Origin of the sequence: Streptomyces sp. 2A115 (assembly GCF_052245575.1) — a bacterium.
Taxonomy (GTDB): Bacteria; Actinomycetota; Actinomycetes; order Streptomycetales; family Streptomycetaceae; genus Streptomyces.
Genome location: NZ_JBQQCG010000004.1, coordinates 130,378 through 147,305 on the forward strand (window position 1 = coordinate 130,378; position 16,928 = coordinate 147,305).

Sequence of the window (16,928 nt, forward strand, 5' to 3'; positions counted from 1 at the left end):
CACCCTCACGCCACCTGCGAAACTGGGCGGGGAGCAGCTCTGGAAGGGCGGCACATGACCAGCACGTCACCGGTCACGGCGAAGCCGGGACGTCCCCGGGACGCGGGTGCCGACGACCGCATCCTGCGGGCCGTCGTCGACGAACTCGCCGAGGCCGGCATCGTCGGCTTCCGCATCAACTCCGTCGCCGCGCGCGCCAAGGTCGCCAAACGGACCCTCTACACCCGCTGGACCGAGCGGAACGATCTGATCCTGGCCGGCCTGAACACCCTGGGCGGACATGTTCGGGCGCCGCACACCGGCAGCCTCGAAAACGACCTGCGCATTCTGTACGACGGGACCGCCAACGCCTTCGACGGTCCCCAGTGGCTGATCGCGGTCCGCTGCTCCCTGGAACTCCCCGACTACCCCGAGCTCTACGCCCTGTTCCAGCGCGACTGCATCGACCAGCCCCTCGCCGTCGTCGAGGACGTCCTCTTCGACGCACACCGGCGCGGTGAGCTGCGCCCCGGCCTCGACCGCTCCGTCGCCGCCGAGGCCTTCGCCCACTCGATCACGGGCTTCAGCACCCACATCGCCCGCCTCCGCGGTGTCAGCGCGCTCGGCGTACGCGAGCAGTTCCTCGACTTGTTCCTGCATGGGCTGCGCGCCGAAGGCGGGGCGGCGGGCACGGGGTGACGGTCGGGGCGCCGGTTCAACCGTTCGGTTGAACGGAGATTCCACCGGCTGTGCCCCTCCACTGCGGCTTACGGACGACGCGCGGTCCCGCGCCCGGCGAACAGAATCGTGATCGCCGCCGCACGCCCCGCCTTCCGCGGTCCGCAGATCAGAGAGGCACAGCCATGTCCCACTTCCTCAGCCGACGCCGAGCGCTCGCCACCGGAGCGGGTGCCGCGTTCGGCATCACGGCCCTCGGCGCCTCGGCACAGTCCGCGTCGGCCGCCACCTCCGCCGCCGGGTCCAGGACCGGCGGCCCGGAGGAGACGAGAACGCTCGACGAGCTCCATCAGGCCGCGCTCGCTGAGGGCGGCAAGCTCGTCATCTACGCGGGCGGGGACACCGCGACCCAGCAGGACGCCACCAAGGCCGCCTTCCTGAACCGCTTTCCCGGTATCGACCTGAAGCTGATCGTCGACTACAGCAAGTACCACGACGTCCGCGTGGACAACCAGTTGGCGACGGACACTCTGGTCCCCGACCTCGTACAGCTCCAGACCGTGCAGGACTTCGTGCGCTGGAAGAAGTTGGGCCGGCTGCTGTCGTACAGGCCGGCCGGTTTCGCCGCCGTCCACCCCGGGTTCAAGGACCCCGACGCCGCGTGGATTGCGATCCAGGTCATCGGGTTCAGCTTCATGTACGGCGTGGCCGCGGCCGGAGCGGACGCACCCAGGACACCGGAAGAACTGGTCGACCCCCGCTGGCAGGGCAAAATCGCTTCGTCGTACCCCCACGACGACGACGCTGTCCTCTACCTCTACGCGCTGTACGCGAAGACTTACGGCTGGGACTGGGTGGCCGCGCTCGCCGCACAGGACGTGCAGTTCGCCCGTGGCAGTCACACCCCCGCCGCGGCGGTCAACGGCGGCACCAAGGCCGTCGGCGTCGGCGGCTCCGGCTCGCTGATCTCGCCCTCCACGACCATGAAGTGGGCCGTCGCGGACGGCCACCCGTTCATGGCCTGGGGCCAGCGGGCCGCGATCCTCAAGCAGGCCGCCAACCCCACGGCCGCCAAGCTCTACCTGAACTGGCAGCTGTCCACGGCCCGTCAGCAGGCCGCCTTCAACGGCTGGTCGGTACGCACCGACGTCACCCCGGCGGGCGGGCTCAAGCCGGTCTGGGAGTACCCGAACGCGCACGTCGACGGCTTCCCCCGCTTCATGGCCGACCGCGCCGAGATCGAGCGGTGGAAGCAGACCTTCGCCCTCTACTTCGGCGAGGTCAAGGGCGATCCGACGCCCGGCTCGCTCGGACTGCGCCCCGGCGCGTAACTCCTGGGCGCAGCAGGCATGTTCGGCGGGCTGCCCGTGCTTCGGCACGGGCAGCCCGCTGTTTTCGCTCTTGACATGGGCCACACATGTACCGGCTTAGAATCGGGTGCCCTGTACGACTGCCCCGTACGCCCGAAGAGGACCCTTCCATGCCCGACACCGACTCCGTCCGTGTGTCCGTGAGGGCCCACAGGCTCCGGCCGGAAATGCGCCATCTGCCGCATCTGGCGTTCTTCCTCACCGTCGGCGGGGCCATCTCGCGGCTGATTCAGCTGAACAGCCCGTTGTGCTGGTTTCTCGCGTCTTTCAGCGCGCTGCTGGCCATGACGTACGCGGGCGGGCTGATATTCGAGGATCGGCTCAGCTCGGGTGTCGTGCGTGCCTGGCCTGCGGTGCTCATCCTCCTGTGGACGCTGCTGACCTTCTACGCACCGCAGCAGCTGACGGGCGTGTACGGCTGGTCCGCGGTTCCGCTGGCCTGCGTCGCCCTGCGCGCGCTCGGCCGACGGTCGGCCGTGGCGGCGGTGGCCGTGATCACCGGTTTGCTCGTCGCGGCCCTCCTGTACAAGACAAGTCCGGTCAGCCCCGAAGCGGTGGTGGCACCCGTCGCCGCCGTCTGGGCCACGGTCGCCCTCTACTGGGCCCAGCAGCGGGAGGCCGCCGTCCGGCAGCGCCTCGTCGACGAACTGCGCGGCACCCGCGACGCGCTGGCCAGGCGCCAGCGCGAGGCCGGGGTACAGGCCGAGCGGGCCCGTATCGCCCGGGATCTGCACGACACGCTGGCCCAGGAGCTCTCCGGCAGCCTGATGCTGCTCCAAGCGGCGGAGCGCGACTGGGACCGCCGTCCGGAGGCCGCCCGCACGCAGGTACGCGCCGTCGCCGAAACACTCGGGGCCAACCTGACCGAGACCCGGCAGATCATCGGCGATCTCACTCCGCTGGACCTCGCCGAGGAGGGCCTAGAGAGCGCGCTGCACGTGCTGTGCGTCCGCGCCCAGGCCGCCGGCACCGCCCCCCACGTGCGTTTCCGCATCGTCGGCGAGCCCCCGCCCCCGCTGCCCGAGGACACCGCGGTGGCCCTGCTGCGGGTGGCTCAGGGCGCCCTGGCGAACGTACGGGAGCACGCCCACGCGACGCAGGTGGTGGTCACTCTCCGCGGGGACGCAGACCAGGTGGTTCTCGAAGTGCGGGACGACGGCCGGGGTTTCGAGCCGGGCAAGACTCGCCCCGGCAGCGGGCGCGGATTCGGTCTGTCCGCCGCCAGGGCACGGCTGCGCGAGTGTGCCGGGACCTTCGAAGTGAGCAGTTCGCCCGGCCGGGGAACCCGCGTCCGGGCCGGTGTCGCGGCACGGCCCGTGGCGCGTCCGGCCGCTGACCTCGCCACCGTGGCCGGCGGATGACCGAGCGACCGCTGCGGATCCTCATCGCGGACGATCATGCCGTCGTACGCGCCGGACTGCGGGCGCTTCTCGACGGCGAGGCCGACCTGGAGGTCATCGCGGAGGCCGGCAGCGGCGAGGACGCCGTCCGGCTGGCCACCCGTACGCGACCTGACGTGACCCTCATGGATCTGCGGCTCGCGGGTCCCGGCGGCGGGATCGACGGCATCGAGGCGACCCGGCGGATCGTCGGGCAGGCGCCGGGCATGCCCGTGGTCATGCTCACCAGCTACGGCGGGCGGGCCGACGTCGTGCGCGCGATGGAGGCCGGAGCCCGCGGCTACGTCCTCAAGGCGGGCCCGCCCGAGGAGCTCTTCCGCGCGGTCCGTGCCGCGGCCGCCGGCACCATGGGCCTCGCACCGGAGGTGGTGGGCCAACTCGTCGGGCAGGTGGTCAGCCCCGACCAGGTACTGAGCGACCGCGAGATCGAGGTGGTCCGGCTGCTGGCGGACGGCCTCAGCAATCGGGCCATCGCGCAGGAGTTGTTCGTCACCGAGGCGACGGTGAAGACCCATCTCATCCGCATCTACCGGAAGCTGGGTGCCGACAACCGGGCGTCGGCGGTGTCGGAGGCCGTCCGCCGCGGCGTCCTCGAACTCCACTGAGGTTCCCACCGAGGGCTCCGCCGAAGGAACGAGCGAGCGGGCCGTCACCAGGGTTTACGGCCCCTGCTCACTGGCCCCACCCCTTGCCCGACGCGGCTGGAGCCGTGTTACAGTTCGGCCCACCAATCGACAGGAAACCTGTCGATCGAATGGCTCGACCATAGGGATCCCCATGTCCATCCTGGCCCGGCCGGCGGTGGCCTCCTTCGCCGCCAAGGTGATGCAGCGTGCCGTTCTGCTGGCCAGTCGGCGTGGCTCGGCGGCTTCTTCGGCCGACACCTTCCCCGAGTTCCCGCGCAACGCACACGAGCTGACGGTCCCGACCTCGGTCGCCCCGGCCCGGGTCATGGTGTACCTGCCCCCGACCGAGGGGCCGCCCCCGCCGGTCCACGTCAACTTCCACGGCGGCGGCTACGTCCTGCCGCTGACCGAGCTGGACGACGCGCTCTGCCGGTTCCTCGCCGCCGAGGCGGGTGTGGCCGTGATCAACGTGGACTATGTCGTCGCCCCGCAGCACCGGTTCCCCGCCCCGACCCGCCAGGCGTTCGAGGTCGTCCAGTGGGTCGCCTCGCACGGTGCCCAGCACGGCTGGGACGGCAACCGCCTCTCCGTGGGCGGTCAGAGTGCCGGCGGCGGCCTGGCCGCGGCAGTGGCACGCCAGGCTCTCGAAGAGGCCGGACCCGCGATCGCACTGCAGGTCCTCCACTACCCCCCACTCGACCTCGCGACGAGCGCCAAGGACAAGCGCGCCGCCATCGCCAAACCGGTGCTGCGCCCGTGGATGGCGGAGATCTTCGACGCCTCGTACGTACCGGACCCGCGCGAGCGCGCCGACCCTCTCGTGTCGCCCGCGAATCCGGCGGACACCACGGATCTCGAGGGCATCGCCCCGGCCCTGGTCATCACGGCGGAGTTCGACCTCCTCAAGTCGGAAGCAGTGCGCTATGCGGAGCGCCTCAAGAAGGCCGGCGCACTGGTCGAGCACTACGACGTGACCGGAGCCGACCACGGGTACGACGGCAAGGACATCGAGAAGGCCCGCCAGGTCTATGCCCTGATCGCCGAGCATGTGGGGCGGGCCGCCAAGACGACGCCGTCCGACGCCGCTTGACGGCTGTCGTCCCCCTTTTCCCCATGTGCCCACGTTCCGCCGGGCGTTGATGACGTCCGCCGGTGGCTGCGGCCGTCCGATGGCTGCGGCGATGAGTGCCGGTACGGCGGCGATCTCGCCGCCGCGGCACATCTGTCGGGACCGGCTCCCAGGCGGGTCTCCGGAGCGGCCGTTCTCGGTCAGGCCGAGGATGTCGGTGAAGAACCGGACGCTGCTGTCCAGGTCCGGGGTGAGCAGTTCGACGTGCCCGAGGTGGGCGATGCCTCCGAGGGGCGGGGACATGCGGGCCTCCTTACAGGTGGTGTGCGGCTCAGGCCTGCCGGGGGAAGACCGTGCCGTCGAAGATCTTTCGTGCGGTGCGTACGACGGCGGTGCGCCGGGCCACCGGGACATCGCCCGCGGCGTCGGACTCGACGCTCGTCTCGATGTCCGCCTTGCCGTCCGTCTCGGCGTCCGTGTCGATGTTCATCTCGGCGTTCGTCTCGATGGTCGTCTCGATGTCGAGGAATCCGGTGGGGTGCTCGATGCGCAGCCGGTCCCCTTGCGCGGGCAGGCGTGCCACGTCCTGGCCGACGCCGCCCTCGACGCGCAACCCGGCGGCGACGCTCGCGGCGCCCAGGACACCGATGGAGGTGTGGCAGCGCACCGGGATGAAGGTGCGGGTCATAACCGCTCCCCCGGCCAACGGCGGCGCGAGCAGGCTGAGTTTGGGCACGGTGGTGCCTTCGACGTCGCCGAGACCCATCAACTTGCCGGCCGCCAGCCGGATCTCCCGGAGCCGATCGGCGAGGGCCTGGTTCTCCTCCAGGTCCCCGGGCGTTTCGTAGCCGGTGCCGTCAAGGGAGGGCGCGGCGATCAGTACGGTCGGCATGCCGTTGTCCACGCAGGTGACGGGCACGTCCGCGACGATGTCGCGGACGTGACCGGTGGGCAGCAACGGGCTGCTGCCCGGCGGGAATTCGATCACCACGGGTGCGGCGGTCCCCGGCACGCCGGAGATCTCGGCGGAGCCGGTGTAGGCGACGCGCCGGTCGGGGGTGGGGAAGGCCGCGATGGCGAGGTCCCCTGTGTTGAGCATGCGGATCCGTACGGACGTCTCTCCGTCGCCCGGGATGACCAGTCCGCGTTCGACGGCGAAGGGACCGACTCCGGCGAGCAGGTTGCCGCAGTTCTGACGGTCACTCACCTCCGCTGCGTCGACGCCGACTTGGAGGAACAGGTAGTCGACGTCCGCCTCGGGGACGGCCGATACGGAGACCACGGCCACCTTGCTGGTGAGGGGATGCGCCCCGCCCAGGCCGTCGATCTGGCGCGGGTCGGGGCTACCCATGACGCGCAGCAACAGGTCGTCGCGTACGGCGGGGTCGGCGGGCAGGTCCTCGGCCAGGAAGTAGGCGCCCTTGGAGGTGCCACCGCGCATGAGCATGCAGCGCACCGACTCGTTGCCCGTCACGACCCCACTCCGGCCCGGGCCCCGAAGTTTCGCAGGCCTCGCTGGTGGTCCTCGTACGACTGACAGGTCAGGCACCCGACGGTGACCTTCCCTCCTCGGGAGGCGGCGGGGGTGATGGGTGCCCCGGCCCACCGCAGGACGTCCCGGGCGGGCGCGGCGATGACAGGCTTCGATCGTGGGATGGCCGGCGCGGGCGCCTCACCGTGCGTCATTGCTGCAATCTCCTTGATGGACAGGCCAGTTGGCCCATCCCCCGCGGTGTCATTCGCGCAACGCGTCGATCACTCCCGCGAGGTGGGCACGGACGGCGGCTTCGGCCGCCTGCGGGTCCCGGGCCTTGATCGCGTCGATCATGGCCAGATGCTCACTCAGGGACTTCTGGGGGCGCCCCGGTCGCAGCGCGAGCTGGAAACGGTGCCGCACCAGCTGCGCGTTGAGCCGCTCCAGCAGCTCCACGGCCGTCTGCTGGCCGGAGATCCGCCTTATGCGGGCGTGCAGTTGGTGGTTGAGGTCGGAGTAGGTCACCGGCTCTCCGTCGGCGACGGCCTTGGACATCGCCGCGCCGAGGTCCGACAGCTCGGTCAGCTGCTCGCCACTGGCCGCGACGGCCGCCTTGGCCGCGCACAGCCCTTCGAGGACCATGCGGCACTCGGTGATGGCGATGGCTTCCTCCACCGTCACCACCCGCACCCGCGAACCGCGGTTGAGGATCCGCTCGACCAGCCCCTCCGACTCCAGCTCGATCAGCGCCGCCCGGACACTGGCCCGTGTCACACCGAACTGCTCAGCGAGTTCGTTCTCCACCAGCCGCTGGGCCGGTGCCATCTCGCCGCCCAGAATCGCCTGCCGCAGCTGCACCAGTGCGTGTTGCCTGGCCTGCTCTCCGGTGCTCGGACGAGCTTGTTTCGGCATGTGCTCCCCCCTGAATGAGTGCCTGTCGAAGCTAAAACCAGTGGAACAAGATTGTCAACAATTTTGTCCCCTATGTTGCCGACAGGCTGCAGCGACGGCTACGGGTCAGGACCTCACGACATCGAGGGCCCTGATATCCGCCGAGGCGGACCAGGGCCCCTCAGGAGGCCGCGGGGAAGACACCGCACAAAGGTCGCCGCACAAAGGTCGCCGTACGAAGGCCGTCGTACGAAGGCCGTCGTACGAAGGCCGTCGTACGACGACGATCGCGGGCGGTCAGGCCGCCACGGGGAACCCAGGCGTACGGAGCACCCGCCGCTCGGCGTCCACCGCGAACACTTCGCAGCCCTCGCGCGCGGCGGCCCAGTCGATCCCCTCCACGCCCATCGCGAACGCCGCGGTCGCCGTCGCGTCCGCCTCGGTCAGGGACGAGGCCACGACGGTCATGCTGAGCAGTCCGGTCGCCGGGCGGCCGGTGCGCCCGTCGAGAATGTGGTCACCCCGTTCGTACCGCGCGGAGGTCGCCACCGCCCCGTCGGCGATCTCCAGCACGGTGCACAGCTGATCAGCCTGCTCCGGGTGCCGCACGCCCACCCGCCACGGCCGGCCGGCCGAGACCACGTCGCCTCCCGCGTTGAGGCAGAACGTCGTCACGCCCTCGGCGCGGAGCAGGTCGCCGGCCCGCTGCACCGCCCAGCCCTTGACCATCGCGCAGGGATCGAGCCCGCGACCGGGCATCCGCACCTGGAACGCGCCCCCGCTCGCGACCCGGTACTGCTCGCACAGGTCGAGGACCTCGACCAAGTCCGGGCTGAGCTCGTGGAGTTCGAGCTCTCCCCGGTCCAGCCGGGACACCTCGCTGTCGGGGAGGAAGGGGCTGAACCGAGCGTCGACCTCGCGAAGCCAGGCGAACGCCTGGTCCGCGGCCATGGAGGTGCCCCCGTCGCCGTCCCCCTCGACGTCCTCGCCGTCGATCCTCAGCGAGATCGGCAGCCCCATGATGTGCTCGACTCGGCGCACTTCCTCAGGCCTTCGCGTCGATGGCGGCCTGGAGCGAATCGACATATCCCTCGCTGGTGATCGTGGCGCCGGACACCGCGTCGATGTCGGCGCTCTGCGCCTCGAGCGTCTCCGCGATCAGCTTCGGAACGGCGGCCGTGGTCTGCGGGTGGTTCGGCTGCTGGAGCATGCGTACGGAGCTGATCTTGTCGCCCTCGAAGGTCACCTCCACCTGCACGGCACCCTTCTCGGTGTTGACCGTGCTGCCCTGGACGACCTGCGAGGCGTCGCCAGACCCGGCTGACGACGAGGACGAGGAGGTCGGCGAGGGGGCCGGGGCCGGCGCGGCGACCTCGGTGGTGGACGTCGTGCCACTCGACGGTGCGTAGCGCCACACCGGGATCAGGCCCGCGACAGTCAGGACCAGAATAGGCAGTGCTCGTTTCACCTTGTTCCTTCCAGGAGGTCCCGGCCTTCAGGCCGGGGAGGAATGGATCTCGAACAAGCGACGCGTAGCGCCGCAGCGTCTCCGTACGATGGCCCAGTCGTTCCGTGAACCCTTGAAGGCACGAACCGGCCTGGCCGGGGAGACGGTTGTACGTGGTGTCGACCGGATCGATGTCGCCAGGACTTTCCTGGCGTGGGGCCTTGTCACCGGTCCCGCACCGCTTGGCGGTCCAGCCGTCATGCGGTGGATGCGACCGGTGACCGCCCTGTCGTAGGGGGCAGTCGGGAGCGCGACGAGGTGTGGACGGCTGAGCGCATGAGCTCGGTCGCTTCGCGGCCGAGAAGGTGACGGTGTCTCTCTCATCCCGCCAGGCTGAAGCGCTCGAAGTGGATCTGCGACTTGGGCACGTCCAGCTCACGCAGAGTGCGCAGGACGGCGCCGGTCATTCCGGGCGGTCCGCATACGAAGACGTCCCGCTCGGCCACGTCCGGCACGAGGATCGAGAGCTCGTTCGGCGCCAGCTTGTCCGGGGTCGCCGGTCCGGTCACCAGGTGCAGGTGGGCGCCCTTGGCGTGGGCGAGTTCCCGCAGCTCGTCGTAGAGGACGGCGTCCTGGTCGGTCGCCACGCGGTAGATGAGCACCGAGTGACCGTGCAGTTCTTCGAGCAGGGCCCGGATCGGGGTGATGCCGACGCCGCCGGCTATGAGCAGCGAGTCGGGGCGGGTGCGGTGCAGGGTGGTGAAGGCGCCGTAGGGTCCCTCGGCGAAGACCCGCGTGCCCACCTTCAGATGGCGCAGGGCCGCGGTGCCGTCGCCCGCCGTCTTGGCGGTGAGCCGGAGCGTCCGGCCGTCCGGCGCCGCCGACAGCGAGAACGGGTTGGCCTGCCACCAGCGGTCCTTGGTCAGGAACCGCCACAGGAAGAACTGGCCCGCTCGTGCCGGGAGCCGGTCCAGGTCGCGCCCCGTGATGTAGACGGACACGACGTTGTCGGACTCGGGGACGACGGCCGAGACCCGCAGCTGGTGCCGCAGGTTACGCCACAGCGGGAGCACCAGCCGGCCAAGGAGCACCGAGCCGAGCGCCACTCCCCAAAGGACGTACCAGTACGTCTTGGCCGCGGACGACGAGTTGAAGGTCGTACCTGCCGCGACCTGGTGCGTGAAGGCCAGCACCACCGCGACGTAGGTGTACAGGTGGATGAAGTGCCATGTCTCGTACGAGAGCCGGCGGCGGGCGTAGCGGGCCGAGACGGCGCCGATCACGAAGATCAGACACAGCGCGACGATCGCGCGCAGCACGCCCTCGACGGTCTCGGCGAGGTCGATCAGTTGGTTCACGGGATTCATCGAGGACGACTGGGCGTAGCCGAAGGTGATGAACACGGCGTGGCTCAGCAGCGTCCACAGCAGGCCGAAGCCGACCCAGCGGTGCCAGGAGGTCAGCCGGTCCATGCCGATGCGACGGTCGAGCCAAGGCAGTCGGGCGACCAGGAGCAGCTGGAACGCCATCAGGAGCGCGCCGTACAGCCCGGCCAGCCGGCCCAGCACGATGAGCGCGTTCGAGGCGAACCCGGCCTGCGCGAAGAACACGGTCACCACGGCCGCGTTCGCGGCGAGCAGGGCGTACAGGCCGGCGCGGGCCACCACCTTGGGGCGCACCGCCGTGGGAGGTGGGGGGACGGTCGTCTGGACAGTCGTCACGGACGGCAACTCCTTGATCCGGGTCCTGGGACTCCGAGCCTGCCTGGCGGGAGCTGTCGTTTGCCTGTCGGTTAACTTTCAAGTGGTTATCGATGTGGCGTTGAGGGGCGGGCGGGTATGGCGTGAGGAGGCACGTGAAGCACTATGGGCACGTGGAAAAGGTACGACTTCTCGTCGTGGACGACGATCCGCCCATCGCCGACCTGGTCGCGACGGTTGCCCGCTACGAGGGCTGGGAGGCGGTCACCGCCAACTCCGGCGAGGAGGCGCTGCTCCGCGCCGCCGACTTTCACCCGGACATCGTGGTGCTCGACCTGATGCTGCCGGGCCTTGACGGCTTCGCCGTCCTCGACCGGCTACGGCTGTCCGGGACGATGGTGCCCGTGGTGTTCCTCACCGCCCGGGACGGCGTCGCCGACCGGGTCGCGGGGCTGACCAGGGGCGGTGACGACTACCTGGTCAAGCCGTTCGCGGTGGAGGAGCTAATGGCTCGGCTGCGGACCGTGCTGCGTCGCAGTGCGGGGCCCGGGTTCCAGCGGTCCGTGCTCAGGGTGGCGGACCTGACGATGGACGAGGACACCCGTGAGGTGCGGCGTGACGACCGGCTGCTCACGCTCACCCCGACCGAGTACGAGGTGTTGCGCTACCTGATGCGCAAGTCGCCGACCGTGCTGACCAAGGCCCAGATCCTGGACCACGTGTGGGAGTACGGCTTCGGAGGCCGCTCGAACGTCGTGGAGCTGGTGGTCAGCCGCCTGCGCCGCAAACTCGACGACAGTGGCGAGCCGTTGATCCACACCGTGCGGGGCGTCGGGTACGTGGTGCGGCAGGTCACCGAGTGATCGGCCGCGCGATCGGTCGTGCGCGGGAGACCTACCGCAGACTTCGCCTGGGCACCCGGCTGGCGCTGGGCATGGGTGTGCTCTCACTGGTCGTGTTCGCCGTCGTCGGGGCGGCACTGTCGACGTACATGCGGGAGTACCTGGAGCGACAGCTGAGCAGCCAGATGACGCACGTCCAGATCGCCCAGTCCAAGGACGTCGTGGACTACGGCACCGTGCAGGGGAAGCCGTACTACGGCTGGTACACCGCCTCGTACGAGGTCTCGGCCGGCGGCAGGACCGTGCTCCGCAGGCCCGCCGACGTGCCGGCGGACGCAGAGGAACTCGCCACAGTCGCCGCGGCGCTGCGGACCACGGGCTCCGACCCCATCTTCCGCACCGCGCAGCTCAAGGGGAAGGGCACGTACCGGCTCCGCGCCTGCGAGGCCGAGCCCGGCGTGGTCCTGGTCACCGCGGCGCCCATGGGGGACATCGAGAACACCATGGACCAGTTGGCCACGGTCCAGGTCATCGCGTTCACGGTCGCGCTGGTGGGGCTCGTGGTGTTCGGCCGTGCCGTGCTGCGGCGAGGCCTGCGGCCGCTCAGCGACATGGCGCACACGGCACGCGACATCACCTCGCACGACTTCACCGACTCGGCGCGGCTGCCGGTACGCGCCGACCGTGCGAACGGCGGCCCGGAGGTCGAGGAGCTGCGCACCGCGTTCAACACCATGCTGGAACACATCGACGATTCGCTGGCCGTCCGCACGGAGGCCGAACAGCGGCTGCGCCGTTTCGTCGCGGACGCGTCGCACGAGTTGCGTACGCCCCTGATGTCGGTACGCGGCTACGCGGACCTGTTCCAGTACGCGGCGGCCAACGAGCCCGAGGAACGGGACAAGCACCTGGCCCGTCTGCGGGCCGAGGCGGCCAGGATGGGCGTGCTCCTCGACGACCTGCTGCTGCTCGCCCGCCTGGACGCCGCCGAGGTGGAGGCACCGCTGCGGCTGGCGGACGCGGACCTGGTGGAGCTGGTGTGCCAGGCGGCGGACGCGTTCCGCGCCGGCCGGGCGGATCATCCGCTGACCGTGGAGTCCTGTCGCGGCCCGGTGCCAATGCGGCTCGACCTCCTGCGGATCCGGCAGGTGCTGGACAACCTGCTCGCCAACGCCGCCGTGCACACCCCGGCCGGTACCAAGGTGTGCGTGGAGGTGTCCGTCCAGTCCGGTGTGGCCGTGGTGCGGGTCACCGACTCCGGACCGGGCATCCCGGCCGCCGACCAGGAGCGGGTCTTCGACCGCTTCTACCGCGTCGACAAGGCACGCACCCGCGACCGGGGCGGCAGCGGCCTGGGCCTCGCGGTCGCGCGGTCACTGGTGCGCGCGCACGGCGGCACCATCGAGCTGACCAGCCGACCGGGCTCGACGACCTTCACGATGAGGATCCCGCTGGTCCGGGCATAGGCGTCCGTCGGCTCACCCCTCGCGATACACAGCGCCGTGAGGAGCTCGATCGCGACCTGCGTGGCGAGATGCGCGTCGTCCCGCCACCGCTCAACCGCACCGTCGGTCGGCGCACCCCCGAAGGCAAGGGCTCGGCGGCCGCCGCCTGTCTCTCCGCCCTGATGTTCCTGCCGGTCGGAGCCGTCATCGTCGTCGAGCACCCGCCGACGGCAGGGTCCGTCGCCTACGCCGTCGCCGCCGGAGTCCTCGCCTCCGCGGTGCCGTACCTCGCGGACCTGTTCACCCTGCGCCGGGAGCCGGCCCCGGCCTTCGGCCTCTTCATGAGCGTCGGCCCGGTCCTGGCCGGCCTGGTCGGCTGGGTCGCCCTCGGCCAGAGCCAGGGCTGGGCGGAGTGGGGCAGCATCGCGGCCATCGTCGCCGCCAACGCGCTCAGCATCACGTCGGCCCGGCCGACGGGACGTCGGCCGGGCCTTTGCTCATCGTGAGTCCGGTGTACGTGAGTCCGGTGTACGTGAATCCGGTGTACGTGAATCCGGTGTACGTGAATCCGGTGTACGTGAATCCGGTGTACGTGAATCCGGTGTACGTGAGTCCGGTGTACCCGTCACTCGGTGTAGAACGTCGCGTCCGCCTTGGCCGTCGTCGTGTCGGCGGGCTGCGTGTAGAGCAGGTACTCGTAGTGCCGGATGTAACGGCCGGGGAAGTTGAACGACTCGAAGGAGACGCCCGCGGCCGTGTCGGCCAGGCCCGCCCGCTGGTAGAAGCTGGCGTCGTTCTTGAAGGTCGTGGTCCCGTCGTTCTTCTCGACCCAGACCTCGTTGTTCTTGTGGCGGAGGTAGTAGCCGGGGAAGTTCGCCGATTCGAGGGAGACGGTCCCGGTGCCGGCGAGGCCGGTCACCACGCGGAACTGGGAGTCGGCGAGGTTGGTGACGTTCGCTTCCAGCTTGCCGCGGTATTCCCAGTGGCGGATGAACCGGTTGGGGAAGTTGTAGGAGGAGAAGCGGACCGGGGTCACGCCGTCGGCCACCGGGATGCCGAAGTTCGGGCTGCCGTCGGCGTTCCAGTACAGCTTCTGGTACCGGGTGCGGCGGTTCGGGTCGTTGAGCGGGTCGCCGCTGATGTCCTTGTAGTTGCGGTCGTGGTAGACGAGGATGTCCGACTTTCCGTCCTCGGACGTGGTGAAGGTGTTGTGGCCGGGGCCGTACTGGCCGGTGGCGGTGTTGCTCTTGAAGACCGGGTTCGGGTTCTTCGTCCAGGAGGCCGGGTTCATCAGGTCGGCGGTGTCATTGGCGGTCAGCAGTCCGAGGCAGTAGTTGGCATCGGTGGCCGCGGCCGAGAAGGTCATGAAGACCTTGCCGTTGCGCTGGATGACGGCAGGGCCCTCGTTGACCGTCTGGTTGACCTTCTCCCAGGCGAGGGTGGGACGGGAGATCATGACCGGGCTGCCGGTGATGGTCCAGGGGTTGGACATCCTGGCCAGGTAGATGTTGGTGCCGGCGCCGACGGCCGGGTCGTTCTGCGCCCAGCTCAGGTAGCGGGTGCCGTTGTGCACGAAGGTCGTCGCGTCGAGCGAGAAGGTGTCCAGCGGCAGGGAGATACGGCCCTTCTCGGTCCAGGTGCCGGTGAGCGGGTTGGCGGAGCTGGACTCCAGGACGTACGGCCGGATCTTCCAGATGTCGTTGGAGGAACCGGCGGTGAAGTAGATGTACCACTTGCCGTCGATGAAGTGGATCTCCGGGGCCCAGATGTGGGCGCCCATCTCGCCGCTGGCGTGCTTGGTCCAGATGGTGGTCTCGGCGGCGGTGGACAGGCCCTGGAGGGTGGTGGCCCGGCGCATCACGATCTTGTCGTACGCGGGGACGGTCGCCGTGAAGTAGTAGAAGCCGTCGGTGTGCTTGAAGATGTGCGGGTCGGCGCGCTGTTCGGCGATGGGGTTGGTGAAGGTCACGGCCGGGGAGGCCGGGACGGCCGCGTGGGCGGGCATGACGGTGGCGGTGAGCACGGCCAGTGCGACGGCCGCTGCCGTCAGGACTCTGCCTATGAGGCGTCTCATGCTGCTGGTTCTCCTGAGGGGGCACTGGGGAGGGGAGGGAGGGGGAGGTGCGGGGGCGGCTGCGGGGAGGGGGAGGCGGCAGCCGCCCGCCGGGTGTCACTCAGGTGACGGGCTGAAGCTTCCACTGCTGGCAGTTGTTGTTCAGCCAGGACCACTGGCGCACGTCGGCGCCGTTGGCGGTGGAGCAGTTGGCGACGTCGGCGACCTTGCCGGTGGACTCGTTCACGATCCGCACGTAGTCTCCGGTGGCCGTGTGGACCAGGCGGTATTTCTGGCAGTTGTTGTTCAGCCAGGACCACTGGGTGATGTCGGTGCCGTCGGCGGATGCGCAGCCGGCGGTGTCCATGACCTTGCCGGTGGCCACGTTCACCAGTCGGCTGGTGTCGTTGGCCAGGTCCTCGATGCGCCACTTCTGGTTGGCGCCACCGTTGCAGCTCCACTGGAAGATGTTCGTACCGTCCGCGGTGTTGCCGCCCTCGACGTCCAGACACTTCCCGCTGTTGCGGTTCACCAGCGTGTACGCGGTCGGGGTCGCCGCTGTCTCCCCGGAGGGGCCGGGCAGGGTGGTGCCGAGGGCTACCGGGGTGCCGAAGTTCGGCGTGCCGTCCGCGTTCCAGGTGAACTTCTGCGCACGGGTGGTGCGTGCGTTGCCGCAGCCGCCGTTCGCCGCGCTGTTCCCGTGGTAGACGATCCAGTTCTCGGTGCCGTCGGGCGAGGTGAAGAACCCGTTGTGGCCCGGCCCGTACACCCCGGCCGCGTCATCGCGCTGGAAGACCGGCGTCTGCTTCTTCGTCCAGGCGGACGCCAACAGCGGGTCGCTGCCGGTCAGTTCGAGCTGGCCGAGCTTGTAGTCGGGGGTCCCGCACGCGCTGGCGGAGTAGGTGAGGAACGTCCTGCCGTTGCGGTACAGCGGCTCGGGGCCCTCGTTGACAGCGCCGCCCGAGGTCTCCCAGCTCAGCGTGGGGCTGGAGATGATGCTGAAGGTGGAGCTGCTCAGCGTGTACGGGTTGCTCATCGGCGCGATCACCAGGCTCTGCGTACTGCCGTTGATGAAGCCGCTGCCGAGCAGGTACAGCTTGTTGTCGTGCCGCAGCACGCTGGCGTCGATGAGCCAGCCGCCCGGGGTGAGGTTGGAGCCGCTCAGCTGGTTCTTGAAGGTGTACGGGCCCATCGGATCGGTGCCCGCGCTCTCCAGGACGTACGTGCGCTGGGAGTCGCAGCAGGCGACACCGCTCTGCCCCGCGGAGTAGTACAGGTACCAGCGGCCGTCGAAGAAGTGCAGCTCCGGCGCCCAGAAGTTGGTGTTGCGGGTGGCGGTGGTGTCCGACCACACCTGCACGCTGGCGGCCGTGGACAGGCCGGCCAGGGTCGGCGACTTCCGCATGGTCAGCACCCCGGTGAAGGACGTGGTGACCAGGTAGTAGTTGCCGTTGTAGTACTCCAGCCAGGGGTCGGCGCCCTTCTGCGACTTGATGGGGTTCGTGTACGGCCGCCCCTCCGCGGCTGCGGCGGGCTGCGTGGCGACGGATGCGAGCATCACGAGCAGCGCTGCCACGAGGCTGAACCAGTGACGGGTACGGAGCACGGAGGGTCCTCTCCTGACGGCCGCCGTTCGAAATACCGGACAGCGTGCGTAACTTCGACCAGAACATAAGGACGAGACACCCGCGAGTCAACGGTTCCGACAGGTTTGATTCCGGTCAGCTTTCCATCACGTAAACGATCAGTGATCCGGCATCACGGCCCGGCGCTGTCCGACGCGTCGAACGCGCCCCCAACTCGGCACTGAGCTACGGCTCTTGGCGAAGGCGGTGGGAGGGCGAAGGGAGAGTGTCCGACCGGTCGCACGTTTCCTTGCGCCTCTTGACGCTGCGCTCCACCTCGATTGACACTCTCGCAACGCGACGTCACACAGACGAAACGGCACGGTGCC

Annotated in this window: 14 protein-coding genes and 1 pseudogene; 8 read left to right on the plus strand and 7 right to left on the minus strand. The window is 69.7% G+C overall.

What is annotated here, in order from left to right; all coding sequences use genetic code 11:
• The first annotated feature begins 54 nt into the window (after nucleotides 1-54).
• From ACTWQR_RS05215 to ACTWQR_RS05235, 5 genes are all read left to right on the plus strand, one after another.
• Nucleotides 55-678: a TetR-like C-terminal domain-containing protein gene (locus tag ACTWQR_RS05215; protein ID WP_443225692.1), complete on the plus strand. Its 624-nt coding sequence runs from the start codon at nucleotides 55-57 to the stop codon at nucleotides 676-678.
• 164 nt (nucleotides 679-842) lie between these two features.
• Complete coding sequence (locus tag ACTWQR_RS05220) at nucleotides 843-1,988, plus strand: ABC transporter substrate-binding protein (protein WP_443225693.1); 1,146 nt, start codon at nucleotides 843-845, stop codon at nucleotides 1,986-1,988.
• 149 nt (nucleotides 1,989-2,137) lie between these two features.
• The gene (locus tag ACTWQR_RS05225; protein ID WP_443225694.1) at nucleotides 2,138-3,388 is read left to right on the plus strand and encodes a histidine kinase; all 1,251 of its coding nucleotides are present in this window, start codon (nucleotides 2,138-2,140) and stop codon (nucleotides 3,386-3,388) included.
• A complete protein-coding gene (locus ACTWQR_RS05230) occupies nucleotides 3,385-4,032 on the plus strand; it encodes a response regulator (protein ID WP_443225695.1) in 648 nt (215 codons plus the stop codon). The genes ACTWQR_RS05225 and ACTWQR_RS05230 overlap by 4 nt, the downstream gene beginning before the upstream one ends.
• A gap of 172 nt (nucleotides 4,033-4,204) precedes the next feature.
• Entirely contained in the window at nucleotides 4,205-5,143 is a 939-nt protein-coding gene (locus tag ACTWQR_RS05235; RefSeq protein ID WP_443225696.1) for an alpha/beta hydrolase, read from the plus strand.
• Nucleotides 5,144-5,453: 310 nt separating this feature from the next.
• On the opposite strand, the gene ACTWQR_RS05240 is transcribed toward ACTWQR_RS05235, so the two are convergent.
• From ACTWQR_RS05240 to ACTWQR_RS05260, 5 genes are all read right to left on the minus strand, one after another.
• Nucleotides 5,454-6,596, minus strand: a complete 1,143-nt coding sequence (locus tag ACTWQR_RS05240) for a 4-oxalomesaconate tautomerase (RefSeq protein ID WP_443225697.1) — start codon at nucleotides 6,594-6,596, stop codon at nucleotides 5,454-5,456.
• Nucleotides 6,597-6,857: 261 nt separating this feature from the next.
• On the minus strand, nucleotides 6,858-7,508 hold the full coding sequence (locus ACTWQR_RS05245; protein WP_443225698.1) for a GntR family transcriptional regulator: 651 nt from the start codon (nucleotides 7,506-7,508) through the stop codon (nucleotides 6,858-6,860).
• Between the two features lie 276 nt (nucleotides 7,509-7,784).
• Nucleotides 7,785-8,528 (minus strand): FAD:protein FMN transferase, encoded by a 744-nt coding sequence (locus ACTWQR_RS05250; protein ID WP_443225699.1) that lies wholly within the window; start codon nucleotides 8,526-8,528, stop codon nucleotides 7,785-7,787.
• 4 nt (nucleotides 8,529-8,532) lie between these two features.
• A complete protein-coding gene (locus ACTWQR_RS05255; RefSeq protein ID WP_443225700.1) occupies nucleotides 8,533-8,955 on the minus strand; it encodes an FMN-binding protein in 423 nt (140 codons plus the stop codon).
• 359 nt (nucleotides 8,956-9,314) lie between these two features.
• Nucleotides 9,315-10,655, minus strand: a complete 1,341-nt coding sequence (locus tag ACTWQR_RS05260; RefSeq protein WP_443225701.1) for a ferredoxin reductase family protein — start codon at nucleotides 10,653-10,655, stop codon at nucleotides 9,315-9,317.
• A gap of 152 nt (nucleotides 10,656-10,807) precedes the next feature.
• On the opposite strand from ACTWQR_RS05260, the gene ACTWQR_RS05265 reads away from it, so the two are divergent.
• From ACTWQR_RS05265 to ACTWQR_RS05275, 3 genes and pseudogenes are all read left to right on the plus strand, one after another.
• On the plus strand, nucleotides 10,808-11,497 hold the full coding sequence (locus tag ACTWQR_RS05265) for a response regulator transcription factor (RefSeq protein WP_443225702.1): 690 nt from the start codon (nucleotides 10,808-10,810) through the stop codon (nucleotides 11,495-11,497).
• Nucleotides 11,494-12,942 (plus strand): sensor histidine kinase, encoded by a 1,449-nt coding sequence (locus ACTWQR_RS05270; protein ID WP_443225703.1) that lies wholly within the window; start codon nucleotides 11,494-11,496, stop codon nucleotides 12,940-12,942. The genes ACTWQR_RS05265 and ACTWQR_RS05270 overlap by 4 nt, the downstream gene beginning before the upstream one ends.
• Before the next feature lie 89 nt (nucleotides 12,943-13,031).
• Nucleotides 13,032-13,427: pseudogene (locus ACTWQR_RS05275) on the plus strand (EamA family transporter); the annotation flags it as partial.
• 119 nt (nucleotides 13,428-13,546) lie between these two features.
• Here ACTWQR_RS05275 and ACTWQR_RS05280 read toward each other — a convergent pair.
• A complete protein-coding gene (locus ACTWQR_RS05280; RefSeq protein WP_443225704.1) occupies nucleotides 13,547-14,995 on the minus strand; it encodes a family 43 glycosylhydrolase in 1,449 nt (482 codons plus the stop codon).
• Between the two features lie 100 nt (nucleotides 14,996-15,095).
• Nucleotides 15,096-16,532 carry a family 43 glycosylhydrolase gene (locus tag ACTWQR_RS05285; RefSeq protein ID WP_443225857.1) on the minus strand — a complete coding sequence of 479 codons (1,437 nt, stop codon included), beginning with the start codon at nucleotides 16,530-16,532 and terminating at the stop codon, nucleotides 15,096-15,098.
• Between the last annotated feature and the right edge of the window lie 396 nt (nucleotides 16,533-16,928).